The following is a 13,276-nucleotide window of genomic DNA, read 5'->3' on the forward strand; positions in this document are numbered from 1 at the left end:
GGCCGATGTGCCGGACGGATACCCGCGAAGCGCCGGGTCTTGGCCTCGACCATGGCATCGAAGTAGAAGTCAGGTTCGACTTTCCGGGCGAGAGTGAACCTGACTTCCTTCATCATCGCAGGGACGGAGCAAGCCCCGTCCCATTACGCTCTTGCGATCAGACGTGAAGTATCTGGCTGGAAAGCAGGTTGACGCAGTCTTGCACCTCCTGATTAACGAGGCTCTTCAGTTTTGCTGCGTGGTCTGAAATCAGCTCGTCGTGAGTGGGGGCTTCTGCTTCTTTGGCAGGCTGGCTGGCCTTGCACATCGTCTCCGCGACTACGGCATGGGTGTGCACGTCGATCAGCCGCATGCGAGCGGCATACATCACGTGGTAGTGGCTCCAGCTGCTCGGGTAGTACGCGAACATCCAGTTGAGCGTCTTCACATCCAGCAGGAAGTCCGCGCCGTTTGCATGGGCGACCAGCGTACCCACGTCGTCTTTGGGTACTTGCACCGGCGCGCTTGCGAGGGTCATGCTCTGGCTCTTTTCGAGCCGCGAAGCGAGCGCGGCGCTGATATCCAATGCGGGATCGCCGATATTGTTTTCGGTGACGATCTCATTGCCTGCATGCACCATTGCTGCACCACCCAGTCCGCCGAACATCGCCTTGCCCGCCGTCATCGCGGCGAAGTCGGCCCGGGCATATTCGGTGTAGGCCAGCGACTTGTGGGCAAGCGCCTTGGACGCATCCGCCGCCAGCGGCTTGTTTTGGACGGAGACGCAGCCGGACACGAGCGCCGTCACTGCGACGGCACCAACAATCTTCTTGAACATCCGTATTTCCCCCTGATTGGATTTGCGGCCGACCCCCTCGGTCGGCCATGCGATCATAAGCAAATCGCGACGCGAATAAAGCAAAAAAGGGCAGGAAGAACAAAAGAGGATGTGGCCAATTAGAACAAAAGGGGACGTGGCCAATTAAACCGGCCCGAGAAGGCGGGCTTGCCGGGGCCGCCCGCGGGGCCGGCAGGCGGCAGGGCGGCCGAGGGTGGTTTCCACCAGAATAAAGGGGACGTGGCTAATTAAACCGACCCGCGTGGGCGGGCTTGGCGGGGCCGTCCGCGGGCAGGGCGTCCGAGCGTGGTTGCCACCATGCGCGGAAGGCGGTAATTGCCAAGGGCGCGATCGCTTGGATGGCTTCCCATCACGAGGTAGAGCGGGTTGGGTGTAATGAGTGGATCACGAACGGGGTCAGGTTCACTGAGCTCGTGCGACTGACCGAAACCGGTGGCGGGTTCGTCTTTCTAGCGAGCGACGAGCGTTTCCAGGCAGCGACGCAAAGCTGGGTATGGGGGGGAGGGTCTATGACGACGGTTCTTGCGCTTCGTAGGAAAGGGCAACGCGCCGGGTTGAGCTGGCGGATGGCCGTGTGGATAGCGAGCGTTCTCGGCGGGCTGATGCTTGGTCAGGGGGTGGTCCGGGCGGCGGATGTGCCGTCGGCGCCCTCCGGTGTCCTGCACTTTGACGACGCCCGCCTGTTCCATCCCGCCAAGCGGCTGCCACCCGGCGTGTGGGCCGATGCGGCGAAGGACGATTCGCGCCAGGCGGTGTTACTGACCGCATCCGACGGCGTGGCCCTGCGCGGGTGGTTCTATCCCTCGCCGGTGGCCGGCGCCCCCTTCGTGGTCACCTTCCACGGCAACAACGAGACCATCGGTGACGCCTGGACGCAGGCCCGCGACGGGTTTCTTTACGCCCAGCTCAACTTGAATCTGCTCACCTTCGACTACCGCGGCACCGGTTTCAGCGGCGGCGCCATTTCGCTGGCGAAGGCGCGCGCGGATGCGCTGGCCATCTACGACCTGGCGACGAAGAAAGCAGCGGGGCGGCCGGTGTATGTGGTGGGCTGGTCGCTGGGTTCGGTATTCGCCAGCCACGTGGCGGCCAGCCGGCCCGCGGTGGCGGGTCTGGTGTTGCTCGATCCGTTAGCCTCGGTCGATGCCCTGGCCACCGACGTCGCCCGCGCGCTGCACCGGCCTGTGAAGGTTGCGGCCAGCGTGAAGGACGGCACCCGCAACGCCCATGAGTTGCAGCGCTTCCATGGACCGCTGCTGGTGGTGCATGGCACGGCGGACGAGGTCATTCCCATCGCGGAGGGGCGCGCTGATTTCGCCGCGGCTGCTTCGGCCGACAAGACCTTCGTGCCCGTCGCCGGCAAGGGCCACGTCGCCGCGATCTGGTCGGTGCAGGCAGACAACGCGATAGCGGCGTTCTTTGCCCGCCACGCGCCGGTCGGCACGGACGGGAAGTGAAGATCACACCTGAAAACAGGGCGAGAAGGCGTCAGGTCTTGGCAGGAGCGTGAAGACCCAAGCCGGTGCCCGGTCCCATCGGCAGTTGGCGATTTGCACGAACCAAGTGGATGTATGCAAGCGCTTTCGAGCGGAACGGTCAGGCCCTAAGCAACCGCCACCGTCCAGCCTTTTTGCCGCGCGAGGGCGAGGATGCCGAACGGCCCGACCATATGGTAGAGGCCGACCACAACCAGCGGAGTGCCCGGGCTGTCGAGCATCGTTTCGAAGCGGGACAACCAGGCCTGGTTGCGCGCGAAAGTGAGGCGTCGGGCCAATTCCGGATATGCGAGACCGTACCGCTTCACTTCCTCTTCTGCAGGCCCGCGCTGGCCTGCGCCCCAGGCCTTGAATATGCGCGTGTCGGCCGATGGCCCAGCAAGTACCTCGTCGAGCACGTAACGCAGGAACTGGGTGTCCTGCAGCGGCGTCATTCCGCCGAACCAGGCCATCACGTCGTCCTTGTCCTCGAATTCGCAATGCCATGGCTTGCCCGCCTGAACGGCACTTGCGGCCAGCACCTCGCGGGCGGATTTTCCGGTCCAGCCCGAGACCCTGTAGAAGCTGTCCTGGAGAGACGCGCCGACGATCCATGGCTTGTACGGAGCGAGCTCGTCGAGCTTCACCTTGCAGTCGCTCGCGGCCTTGACCAAGCGTGCTTTGTCCTGTGCGTCCAGCCAGGTATCGAGGGGGCGCGCGGGGTCGATGCCATAGCGCTGAATGAGCGTCCCCTGGGGCTCCTTGTACACATTGTTCGTCTCGGTCCAGAGGGACGAGCACCGCATCAGCAAATGCTCGATGCGTGTGTCGCGCCAGTCGTCCCGCTTTGGCGGTGTCTCGGCTGTGAGGTAAATGGTTCTGGCGTCGCGCCGGATTGACCAGAGTGGCCAGCGCCGCCCGATCGGCTGAGTCTGCTCGGCAAACGACGGTACACCTGCGACACCGGCTGCAATCGCACCTGCAAGGACGCAGACGAATCTGCGACGGTCAGCGTTGACGATATCCATTGGGGCTCCATTCCGGCAGGCAGGTACTGCCAACACCACCCTAGGGCTCCCCCGCGTGCCTCGACAGTGCTGGAAGTTTCCCCCTGCAGGAGCGGTGCTTCCGGCAAGGTCGCAATCAGGCTCGCGCTGCACGGGCGCCAGGCAATGAACAGATTCGCTCGCCGCGTGTTAGCCGCGACGGCCTGCGAGGTGCAAGAAAACTGGGGGCAGAGTGCACTTTCTGCGACCCCGCTGGCTCGAAAAGTCGACTCTGAACCTTGTTTTGGAATGCCTCCGTGCGGGGATTGTCGCCGCCTCGTGGATGCCCGGGAGATCGGGGGCAGCTCAGCCTGCCCCGCTCAAGGGGCGAACGCCAGGGGCAGGAGGAAGGCCGGGTTGCCCCGGCCTTCACGCTCAACCGCAGCTTGACCTGCAGTTGTTGTAGATCGAGTCGCAGGTCGCCTTGCAGGCGGACGTGGGATTGGCCCCGCAGTTCTGGACGCATTCGGTGTGGTCGGACCGACAGCTCTGCAGGCAACTGGAGCCGGGACTGGCCATGACGGCAGAGGAGGCTCCGAAGCCCAACCCCATGGCGAAAAGCGCGAGTGCCGCGTATGAGACCTTTTTGTTCGTCATTCTTCAAACTCCTTTTGATGATTGGCCATGAGCAGTCGCACGACTTGGCCAGTGCCGTACTCTTTTCAACCGTTCGATGGCCCGGGTCGACGCGCGATCCTGCGCTCGTCAGATCCGGCCCGTATTTCGAGCGGCTTCTTGTTTTTGCTGCTTGCGGACGGATTCCATGATGACCTTTTCGTTGAATCCGATGATTTTTCTGTCGCCAATGAAAATCATCGGAACGGGGCCACCCTTGAGGTCCTTGAAGCTGGCGATGGCTGATCTGGATTTGTCGATGACGTAATCGGTGTAGTCGACATGATTTTTTGCAAAAAGGGCGCGGACCTTTTTGCAGTAGGGGCACGTCGAGGTGCTGTACAAGACCACGCTCTTGCCGGCAGTGGCATAGATGGCGCCGTAATCGCCGGTCACGAATGCCGGGGGGGGGAAGATTCTTGCGTACTCGGCCCTGACGATGGGGCCGCCGTAAAGCCCTCCGAGGAAGCAGGCTGCAAGAACGAGGAGCAGGGCTATCGGCTTCACGATTTTCATGGGATACGTCCTGTATTCGCCAGAATTTTCGAAATGCAGGCACCTGCTGTGCAAGCGCCAGACCATGAGTTGTATGCCCCGCACGTCGGACTGTCAACGATGGGGACGTCGTGCTGCGACACGGGGGTTTGTGGCCGCGACCTTGCGGGGGCGGGGCCGTGTCCAACACCGGGGTTCCGGCCTGTGGCCATCAGCATGATCGACCGGAGGCGCGCGCCGGATCGAGCGGCGTGCCCGCGCGAAGCCAGAGGTGGTCGGCGCACACTCTGCACAAAGGTGCCCTCTGCCCCGGGTTTTTCCGACGCCGGCTTTCCTTAGCTTCCCGAGATAAGCAGCTCATAGGGCGGTAGGTTGCTGCCAACCAACTCTTCGGTTTCGTAGGCAACACGCAAGGCATCGGCAGCCCGCATGTACCCGGCAAGGAGGTCTTCCTGTTCGGTGAGATCGTCATCTTCGCTGGTTTGATCCACCTCCTCGCTCAGCAAGCGGATCTGCATCTGCACAGCCTGCATCGCCATCAGCAGCGTCTGACCATCGACTTGAGCCATGGGTATTCATTCGTCCAGGTAATAGCAAAATTCAAGGCAGAGTCGACTTTTCAAGGCTGCGGTGCCATAAAAAGTTCACTCTACCCCCCCGCTTTGGTACGGGATCAGCTGTTGGGGAGCTGCAACGGACCGGCACGATCTATCGGCGGGCACACCTTGACCGGTTGGGAGGGGCCATTAATTGACCACGGGCCCTTTTTACAAAAGAAAGAGAGCCGCCCCAAGGCGGCTCTCTTTGTAGGTCGCGAGGGCGGATTATTCGAGGTGCGATTGCTTCAGCGCACCTGAACTCTTGATCGAAGCACTCATGCAACCAATGGGCGAGCAGGGGCCAGCACCACCACAGGCGAACTTTTCGACAGTGTAATACTGTGTGGTTCGGCCCCAGTGATCATGCTTGCCGGTACAGTACAGCTCGGACTCTCCAACCATGTTGGTCTTGGCCGCGTCCGAAAAATACACGGTATCGATGTCGTAAGACGGGGCGCTTATAGCAATCGCACTACCGGTAAGCGCGGAGAGTGCGATGAGTCCGAGAATGAGAGTTTTGTTGAGCATCATGCTGATTTCATCCATAAATGCGATCCATCCGATCGCAAAATCATTGCGTCACACTTCACGGGAGGTGTCAAGGAAAGCAGGGGGCAAGGTGCACTTTTCCGAGGTGTGTGCTCAGAAAAGGTGACTCTGACTCCTGTTTTGCTTTTCCGAACGCCGCTTTCAGGTAGCGCATTGCCACCAACGACGAGAACAATGGGTACATCTTCCGTGTTCAGGCGTTCAGTGGAGCCCTCTCTTCGTGACGCGCTGAAGCATCGGCTGATTCATGCCGACGCTTACCACATGGCCGCCTTTCGGTGGCTTGATATCTATGCAAGGACCGGTGCGACGGTTATGGCAGTCGGCTGCGGAGCGCTGAGGTCGATCAATAAGAAGATATTGAACGGCACTTTTCCATATTTTCGGGAGCACCAACGATGAGCGTCTGGGAAATTACCCATTTCCTCACGAATACCGTCGCCCTGGTCGGCGCTTCGTCCGAGATGCAGTTCGATCCTGATCTGTCCGAGTCGTTCTGGGCGCAGTTCGAAAACAGGGTGCCCGGGGCACCTCTTCACTGGAACGCCCGGCCCGAGCTTGCGGTACTGCCCAAGGAGGGACGCAGGAAGCTCCCGCCTCGCGCCGACGTCAGCCCGTTTACGGCTACGGGGCTGGTGGTCAACGAAAAGGTGCACACCGCCCTTGGCGATCTCCTGGCCCGGTTCGGCCAGCTTCTGGAGATCAACGTGGACGGCAAGACCGAGTACTACTACAACGTCACGAATGTGCTGTCGTGTATCGATCGCAAGCACTCGGAGTTCGATGGGCCGTATGCCGAGGTACCCGTATTCCTCGGGTCGCAGGTCCCATCCGTACCCTGCATCTTCATCGAGCCGGCCATACATGGGCGGATCTTCGTCAATGATGCGGCGAAGAACGCCATGGCGGAGATCATCGTTGCAAACAAGATCAGCGGCTTGGACTTCAAGCGCTGTGACACAAGTGACTAGTCAAGACGGGGCGGCAGAGCCGACCCTTTGAGGCACACACCCCGGAAAGCGCACTCTGAGCCCTGTTTGGTTCGGGTATTGGCGCTGGCGGCGGATAGAGACTCCGGCTTTCAGACATCCAGCGCGCGCAGCAAAAAAGGCAGAGCGGCGCGCGTGATCTGCGATGCGCGAATGTCCGGATCGGTCCATTGCTGCAACAGCAGGCCGTCGATCATGGCCATGACGGCGGAAGCCAGCGCCTGGACCGGCAGGCCGTCGCGGAACTCGCCGCGTTGGACGCCCTGTTCGATGAGGCCTGAAAGCAGGGTGCGGAAGGCGCCGAACAGCTCGGCAAACCGGCCGCCGAAACGTTCGCGGGTTTCCTCCACGCCGCAGGCGGACCAGAACTCCAGGGTCAGCGGAATCAGGTGTTCGTTGGCGTCGATCATCGCCAGCATGCCGTCGAACAGCGCCTGGATCTGCGCTTTCGCCGAGGCGGGCGGACCCTCTCCGGAGGCGTCCGGCAGGTGCATGGCGGCCTGGGTCATCTGCTCGAAGAGGGCGTAGAACAGGTCTTCCTTGCTGGCAAAACTCAGGTAGACCGCACCCTTGCTGATGCCGGTGGCGTCGGCGATCTGGTCGATGGTGGTCTGGCGGTAGCCATGCGTGGCGAATACGCCCATGGCGGCGGCGAGGATGTCCTCGCGCCGTGCCTGCTTGTCGACTTTCCTGGGGGCCATGCGTAACGCGTCCTTGATTATGACTGACCAGTCAGTCATATTTCGGGTCATGCCCAGCATAGCGGGCGGTGCTGGGCCTTGGCATCCCTCAGGCAAGGACTTTCCGATGACATCGACTCCTTTGCGTGTCGCCATCAGCGGCGCGGGCGTGGCGGGCCCGGCATTGGCGCACTGGCTGCTGCGCGCCGGGCACGAGCCGACCCTGATCGAGCACTCGCCGGCCTTCCGCACCGGGGGCTACGTGATCGATTTCTGGGGCGTGGGGTACCGCGTCGCCCAGCGCATGGGCATCGAGCAGGCGGTGCGTGACGCCGGCTACCAGGTGCAGCGTCTGGAGGCGGTCGACGATGCGGGTCGGGTGCGCGCGAGCATGCGCACGGACGCCTTCGAGCGGCTGGCGGGCGGATGTTTCACCAGCCTTCCGCGCGGCGACCTGGCGGCAGCGGTCTACGCCACGGTGGCGCATCGTTGCGAGACGCTGTTCGACGACAGCATCACCGCGATCGACGCGCACGACGACGCGGTCGGTCTGACCCTGCGCAGCGGCAGGCAGCGCGCGTTCGACCTGGTGATCGGTGCCGACGGCCTGCACTCGAATGTGCGACGGCAGGTGTTCGGGCCGGACGCGGATTACGAACACTACCTGGGCTGCCGGGTGGCGGCGTGCGTGGTGGAGGGCTACCGGCCGCGCGACGAACTGGTCTACGTGACCCACAGCGCACCCGGCAAGCAGGCCGCGCGGTTCACCCTGCGAGACAACCGCAGCCTGTTCCTGTTCGTGTTCCGCAGCGAGGAGACCGCCGATCCCGGCAGCCTGCAGGCGCGCAGACAGGTGCTGCGAGACGAGTTCGATGATGCCGGCTGGGAATGTCCGCGCATGCTCGATGCCATGGATCGCGCCGAGGATCTCTATTTCGACGTGGTCAGCCAGGTGCGCATGCCGGCCTGGTCACGCGGGCGGGTGGCGCTGGTCGGCGACGCGGCCGCATGCATCTCGCTGATGGGCGGCGAGGGCACGGGATTGGCGATGACCGAGGCATACGTCATGACGGGCGAATTGCTGCGCGCCAACGGCGACCACCGGCGTGCGTTCCAGGCGTACGAGGCCAGGTTGCGCCCACTCATCGCCCGCAAGCAGCGCGCCGCACAAGGCGTCGTCAACTTCTTCGCGGCACGCACCCATGCCGGCATCTGGCTGCGCAACATGGGTATCCGCGCGATGAACCTGCCGTGGCTGACCCGGCTGATCGCCGGGCGCAGTGTGCGGGACGATTTCGAACTGCCCGAATACGACCTGTAGAACAAAACAGGGGGTAGAGTGCACTCTCCCGATCCTGGTTTCGGGGATGAGGGGACGTGATGAGCCCGTCCCGCTCTCCCGGAGGGTTCAATGGAGCGCCGGAGCCCTGTCTCTCCAAAGTCGCTGCGCAGCAAGCCACGCGGCCCCGTTCGTGACATCCGCCCGGCTTCGATCGATCCCGCGCGAAGGAGCCCCGACGGGGCGGGCAGGGACAGTTGCAGCGTTGCAGTGGGATGGCGGGATGGATGCGGCAACGGCGCTGCAGCCAATTTCGAGACCTTGCCCGCCTTCAACGCCGACGCCGAACGTGCGGGCAGGCGAAACCTAATTCGTTTGCACCCAGGTCAGGTCGATGGCGTCTTTCACCATGTCGCCGAATTCCTCTGCCGGGATTTCCAGCAGTTCGTTGATGCGTCCGTGGCGCATGCCGAAGAAGATGCCCCTGAGCCGGTAGGTCGCGCTCCAGTTGATGCGGTCGGCATTGGCCTGCTCGTAGTCGCCCTCGTAGGTGTAGCCGTTGGAGGTCGTGCCTGAAATGCTGGTCATGAGTAATGCCTTGGCGTGGTCGACATATCCGAGCTTGCGCCTTTGCAGACTTGCATGCCAGGAAGCAGAGGAGCGGCGTGGGGTGGATCCGCACGATCAGCGCTTGCCGGTGGCGCTCGTGGCGGGCGGCGACCTGCCAGGGAGCTGCGTTGTCCCTTTCGCACGGTCCGCCGTGCCCTCACTCCCTGGGTGCCTCGGGATCGAGCAGGTTGTCACGCAGGCTCGAGGGTTCGGCTGCGATCTGTCGGGTGATGTCGCGGGTGGCCCGGGTATCGGGTACTTCCTCGCGTTGCGTTGCGGGGGGTATGGACGGTTTGCCGGTGGCACGCGCTTCGTGCAGCTGCACACGATAGATCGGCTCGGGCATGTCCATGCCGGCGGCATCGAGCGCCGCCTTGACCTGGCGGATGGCTTCGCTGCGGACCTGTGTGAACTCGTGCGCCCGCTGGTCGACCCAGCCATGGAACGCGACCACCACGTTGGAGTCGCCCAGCGAGAGGATCGACGCCCGCGGCGGCGGCTCGTCGATCACGCCGGCCATGCGCTGCATCTCGGTCACGCCGATACGCTGGGCGGCGATGAGGTCTTCGTTGACGCCGATGCCGACCTGTATCTCGAAGCGTCGTCGCGGATTGCGCGTGTAGTTGAGAATGACGCTGCCGAATACCAGCGCGTTGGGCAGGCGCACGTGGTTGCCATCCAGTGTCATCAGCACGGTGGAGCGCGCGTTGAGCGATGCCACCACGCCCTCCTGGCCGGCAATTTCGACATGGTCATCCGGCGCGAAGGGCTGGCGCAGGCTCAGCAGGATGCCGGCCAGGTAGTTCTCCAGGATTTCCTTGAACGCGAAACCGAGCACCACGCCCAGGACGCCCGCAGTGCCGAGCACGGCGCCCACCAGCGCGGTGGCGTTCATGATCTCCAGCGCGATCAGCACGCCGGTCAGGAGTACGGCCCAGCGTACGGTGGTGCCCACCAGTTCGCGCAGGAAGGGGTTGGCATAGCTGTGCGTGATGAACAGATGCCTACGTGTGACCCAGCCACCGAGCCACCACGCCAGCGTGACGACCAGCAACGCCAGCGCCAGCAGTGGAAGCCCAGCCAGCAGCCGGTAACCTTCGTTGAGCAGGCGCTGACCGACTGCGTCCAGGTGTGTATCGAGGGGTGCGAGGAGCATCGACGCAGCATGCCCGAGCGAAAGTGATCGGGAAGTCCACCCGATGAGGCGGCCCCAGACAGCACCCCGTTCACATCGAGCGTCACCAGCAGATGGAAGAGGTTGTCCATCAGGACGAACGCATGCAGGGCCATGCCGCGATCGCGAAGAGCGTTGCAACGCAGACGCCTGAAGTGGTGGCGAACGTTCGCGTGGAGAAAGGTCGCGCCCTTGTCGATGTCCCGTTGCGCTGGATGCAGCGGGACACTGGGCAGCTTGAGACGCGGCCGCCGCTGAGGGAACGATCGCCACGGAGCTTGAACGGGACGGTCCGATCGATCGGCGGGCTGCCCGTCGCCGGCAGGCTTGCTCTTGATCGGCTCCGTCCCTTTTCGGGCTAAACCGCGAGGCCGGCGTCGCCCTCCAACACCGATTGATGCATCGTCGGTCGTTCGCCCGCCCGCCAGAGTGGAATCGTGTGGCGGACGCGATACCGCAACGGGCCGCCATCGACACCTGGGCTGCGTTCTATCGGCCGCGGGATGCAGACGAAATCGGTCGTCATCGATGTGCCATCGACGCGCACGGTGGCGTAGCCGTGGCCGCCCATGTCGACGAAATTCAGATGCGGAGCCATCTCCGGATTGCGCGCCGCGTGCGCCTTCGCCAAGTCACCGCTGCGCGCGTATTCCAGTGCCGAACGCACGCCGTGGTGCAGCAACAGGTTGACGGTGGGCTGCGGCGGGCCACCGCCCGGGTTGGCGACGAACAGCGGGCGCAATGGGTCGGTCTCCTTGAGGTTGTGCTCGTTCGCCTCGGCCATGCCCGGGGCGGAGATCGAACCGACGACGAAGGTGACTCCGACCGGCTCGAACGCGGCCGGCGGCAAGGCCTTGGTGGCAAGGCCTGCCCAGAAGCTGTGGCGATCGCCCGACAGGATGGCGAAGCCGGTGATCCCCGCATCGCGCACGGTGTCGAAGATCTCCGCGCGTTCGCGGTAAGTGGTGCCCCAGTCGCCGCTGGCCAGCACGCCATAGCCGTCGGTCCACTTGCCAAGCTCGGGCGGCAGGTGCTGCGGATCGATGCGCCAGTCGGGCGTGCCCAGCGAATTGCCCCAGATCTTCCAGGTAGCGTTCGCAGTGCGCAGACGCTGGAGAAACCACGCCTTCTGCGTCGCGCCCAGTATCGTCTGGGCGGGCTCGTCGGCGCGGAAATTGGCGATGGTCCTGTCGCCGAAGGAGAGCGTGGCCGGCGGATGGCCATCGGCGAACGCGCGGCCGGCGTCGATCTCCATCGCCAGTGTCTCCGGATAGAAACTGAAGGGCACGCCCGCGAACAGCGGGCCGAGCTCGTTGCGGTTCGCCGGGTCGTGCGAGCGGAAGCTGCGCTGGTCGGTGATCATCAGATCGATGTGCCGGCCCCAGCGTAGCGCGCGATAGCCGATCAGGCTGTCGATGGCGGCAAGGTTGTTCGCTTCGCGTCCCAGGCCGTGATCGTCGAACTCGGTGATTGGCGTATCCACTACGTGCGGCGCATCGAAGCTGGCCAGCGAGCGTTCCGGCGGTGTGACCCGCGCCGGCTGGTATTCGAACCAGGCCTGGTTGGCCGCGACCTTCAGTGTCTGCGCGGGGATCGGCCCGGCCTCGCCAGGAAACTCCTGGATCGACTGCCAGCCCTGCCAGGAGAACTCGTGGTTGTCCCACATCGCCACGAACGGAAAGCGGGCGCGCGCGTCCTGGATGTCCGGGTCGAGCAGGTAGGCGTGGTAGAGCGCGCGGTAGTCGTCCAGCGAACCCGGCACGGTGAAGCGGTTGTTGGCGACCTTCCGGCCATGCGTGAACGCCACCGGGAATTTGATGATGCGGTCGTAGCGATGACCGTTCCGGACCTGGTCCGGGGTCTGCACGACCTCGTAGAAGAAGTCGCCCAGGTGCAGCACGAAGCCGAGCCGCTCATCGGGCGCCGCGCGTTCGTCCTCGAAGATCATCTTGCGGTAGGCATTCTGCGCGCCCTCGCAGATCGTCTGGCAACTGACGAAGGCGAAGCGCGCGGGGCGCGGATCGTCGGGCGCGGGTGCGGTCAGCGTGCGGCCGATCCGGCTGCCGTGGCCCTCATTGTCGACGAAGCGGTACCAGTATTCGCCGGCCGGTGGCAGGTCGCCGACCAACACGCGGCAGGTCCAGTCGGCCTTGGCGAGTATCGGCGCCGTCGCAGTCGCGATCACGCGCGTGAATGCCGGATCCTCCGCGATTTCGGCCCGCAGCGTGGCACCCTCGCGACCATCGGAGTACGGGCGACGTGTCCAAAGCAGGACGCTGTGATGGTCGGGATCGCCCGAGGCGACGCCCTGTGGGAACAGGTCACGGCGCTCGTGCCAGCCACTGGCGGATGGACGCGAGGGCACGCAGCCGGAGGCCAGGGTAGCGCCCATGGCGGCAGCGAGCTTGAGGAACTGGCGGCGGTCGAGCGTCGGCATGTCGATGCCTGCCTGCGTTGGTCGAACAGCCGCCACGCTAGCCCCGCCGATCGGGCCGGTGAGCGTGCCGGAAGTACCGCCAGGTGTTGAAGCAGGGGAGGGGTGTGGAACGCATGCGGGCGGGAGGCGGGAACGGTCTGATGGCTGGGCGGGCCGCATCTTCGCTTCGGAGCTGGGAACGGCCCCTGCGGATATCGCACGCCGCGTCGCGCGCACGCCGGTAAAGCAGAGCATCGCGCCCTCCGTGACCCCACGGCAGGCGGAGTGTAAGAGTCCGGGGAAGCGGTTGGGGCGGTCCGGGCAGGCGGGTATCGCGTGGGTGTCGTCCATCGAGGGCACGAACGGGCCGGGTTCGACGCGCCGGATGTCCTGGCGTGGCGCTGCATGGCGCCGGCCGGCGCGGAAGCGATGGTGGCGCAGCGGTCGCAAGGGGCGCCGAAGCCCGGGGAGACCCCAGGCGCATGAGGCGTGCGTGACTTTGGACCTAAGGA

12 protein-coding genes are annotated in these 13,276 nt (G+C 64.2%); 3 read left to right on the top strand and 9 right to left on the bottom strand.

Features of this window, described 5'->3' with window-relative positions; genetic code table 11:
• Positions 1-157: 157 nt before the first annotated feature.
• Complete coding sequence (locus ATSB10_RS01815) at positions 158-817, bottom strand: hypothetical protein (protein ID WP_063670162.1); 660 nt, start codon at positions 815-817, stop codon at positions 158-160.
• 434 nt (positions 818-1,251) lie between these two features.
• Here ATSB10_RS01815 and ATSB10_RS01820 point away from each other — a divergent pair, with 434 nt between their 5' ends.
• Positions 1,252-2,295, top strand: a complete 1,044-nt coding sequence (locus tag ATSB10_RS01820) for an alpha/beta hydrolase (protein ID WP_169816694.1) — start codon at positions 1,252-1,254, stop codon at positions 2,293-2,295.
• Positions 2,296-2,441: 146 nt separating this feature from the next.
• On the opposite strand, the gene ATSB10_RS01825 is transcribed toward ATSB10_RS01820, so the two are convergent.
• From ATSB10_RS01825 to ATSB10_RS01845, 4 genes are all read right to left on the bottom strand, one after another.
• The gene (locus ATSB10_RS01825) at positions 2,442-3,341 is read right to left on the bottom strand and encodes a TraB/GumN family protein (protein WP_063670164.1); all 900 of its coding nucleotides are present in this window, start codon (positions 3,339-3,341) and stop codon (positions 2,442-2,444) included.
• A gap of 723 nt (positions 3,342-4,064) precedes the next feature.
• Positions 4,065-4,490, bottom strand: a complete 426-nt coding sequence (locus tag ATSB10_RS01835) for a glutaredoxin family protein (protein WP_063670166.1) — start codon at positions 4,488-4,490, stop codon at positions 4,065-4,067.
• Between the two features lie 314 nt (positions 4,491-4,804).
• Positions 4,805-5,038 carry a Tsi2 family anti-toxin gene (locus tag ATSB10_RS01840; protein WP_063670167.1) on the bottom strand — a complete coding sequence of 78 codons (234 nt, stop codon included), beginning with the start codon at positions 5,036-5,038 and terminating at the stop codon, positions 4,805-4,807.
• 255 nt (positions 5,039-5,293) lie between these two features.
• Positions 5,294-5,614 (bottom strand): DUF6289 family protein, encoded by a 321-nt coding sequence (locus ATSB10_RS01845; protein ID WP_063670168.1) that lies wholly within the window; start codon positions 5,612-5,614, stop codon positions 5,294-5,296.
• Positions 5,615-6,015: 401 nt separating this feature from the next.
• Between ATSB10_RS01845 and ATSB10_RS01850 the strand changes: the two genes are divergently transcribed.
• The gene (locus ATSB10_RS01850; RefSeq protein ID WP_063670169.1) at positions 6,016-6,588 is read left to right on the top strand and encodes a hypothetical protein; all 573 of its coding nucleotides are present in this window, start codon (positions 6,016-6,018) and stop codon (positions 6,586-6,588) included.
• Positions 6,589-6,698: 110 nt separating this feature from the next.
• Here the strand turns inward: ATSB10_RS01850 and ATSB10_RS01855 are convergent, their stop codons facing one another.
• Positions 6,699-7,346, bottom strand: coding sequence for a TetR/AcrR family transcriptional regulator (locus ATSB10_RS01855; RefSeq protein ID WP_169816695.1), 648 nt, complete (start codon positions 7,344-7,346; stop codon positions 6,699-6,701).
• Between the two features lie 67 nt (positions 7,347-7,413).
• On the opposite strand from ATSB10_RS01855, the gene ATSB10_RS01860 reads away from it, so the two are divergent.
• Positions 7,414-8,607 (top strand): FAD-binding domain, encoded by a 1,194-nt coding sequence (locus ATSB10_RS01860; protein ID WP_205631084.1) that lies wholly within the window; start codon positions 7,414-7,416, stop codon positions 8,605-8,607.
• Positions 8,608-8,931: 324 nt separating this feature from the next.
• On the opposite strand, the gene ATSB10_RS01865 is transcribed toward ATSB10_RS01860, so the two are convergent.
• From ATSB10_RS01865 to ATSB10_RS01880, 3 genes are all read right to left on the bottom strand, one after another.
• Positions 8,932-9,153 (bottom strand): hypothetical protein, encoded by a 222-nt coding sequence (locus ATSB10_RS01865; protein ID WP_063670172.1) that lies wholly within the window; start codon positions 9,151-9,153, stop codon positions 8,932-8,934.
• Between the two features lie 178 nt (positions 9,154-9,331).
• Positions 9,332-10,330, bottom strand: coding sequence for a mechanosensitive ion channel family protein (locus tag ATSB10_RS01870; protein WP_063670173.1), 999 nt, complete (start codon positions 10,328-10,330; stop codon positions 9,332-9,334).
• Positions 10,331-10,706: 376 nt separating this feature from the next.
• Positions 10,707-13,019 carry an alkaline phosphatase D family protein gene (locus ATSB10_RS01880; protein WP_236886470.1) on the bottom strand — a complete coding sequence of 771 codons (2,313 nt, stop codon included), beginning with the start codon at positions 13,017-13,019 and terminating at the stop codon, positions 10,707-10,709.
• Positions 13,020-13,276: the final 257 nt, after the last annotated feature.

It is taken from the genome of Dyella thiooxydans, from assembly GCF_001641285.1.
In the GTDB taxonomy this organism is placed as follows: domain Bacteria; phylum Pseudomonadota; class Gammaproteobacteria; order Xanthomonadales; family Rhodanobacteraceae; genus Dyella_A; species Dyella_A thiooxydans.

Bases quoted from the DNA above. Each gene is read 5' to 3' on its own strand.
- ATSB10_RS01855 (WP_169816695.1), bottom strand. From the start codon at position 7,346: ATGACTGACTGGTCAGTCATAATCAAGGACGCGTTACGCATGGCCCCC.
- ATSB10_RS01840 (WP_063670167.1), bottom strand. From the start codon at position 5,038: ATGGCTCAAGTCGATGGTCAGACGCTGCTGATGGCGATGCAGGCTGTG.
- ATSB10_RS01835 (WP_063670166.1), bottom strand. From the start codon at position 4,490: ATGAAAATCGTGAAGCCGATAGCCCTGCTCCTCGTTCTTGCAGCCTGC.
- ATSB10_RS01865 (WP_063670172.1), bottom strand. From the start codon at position 9,153: ATGACCAGCATTTCAGGCACGACCTCCAACGGCTACACCTACGAGGGC.
- ATSB10_RS01880 (WP_236886470.1), bottom strand. From the start codon at position 13,019: ATGCTCTGCTTTACCGGCGTGCGCGCGACGCGGCGTGCGATATCCGCA.
- ATSB10_RS01870 (WP_063670173.1), bottom strand. From the start codon at position 10,330: ATGCTCCTCGCACCCCTCGATACACACCTGGACGCAGTCGGTCAGCGC.
- ATSB10_RS01850 (WP_063670169.1), top strand. From the start codon at position 6,016: ATGAGCGTCTGGGAAATTACCCATTTCCTCACGAATACCGTCGCCCTG.
- ATSB10_RS01845 (WP_063670168.1), bottom strand. From the start codon at position 5,614: ATGGATGAAATCAGCATGATGCTCAACAAAACTCTCATTCTCGGACTC.
- ATSB10_RS01825 (WP_063670164.1), bottom strand. From the start codon at position 3,341: ATGGATATCGTCAACGCTGACCGTCGCAGATTCGTCTGCGTCCTTGCA.
- ATSB10_RS01860 (WP_205631084.1), top strand. From the start codon at position 7,414: ATGACATCGACTCCTTTGCGTGTCGCCATCAGCGGCGCGGGCGTGGCG.
- ATSB10_RS01815 (WP_063670162.1), bottom strand. From the start codon at position 817: ATGTTCAAGAAGATTGTTGGTGCCGTCGCAGTGACGGCGCTCGTGTCC.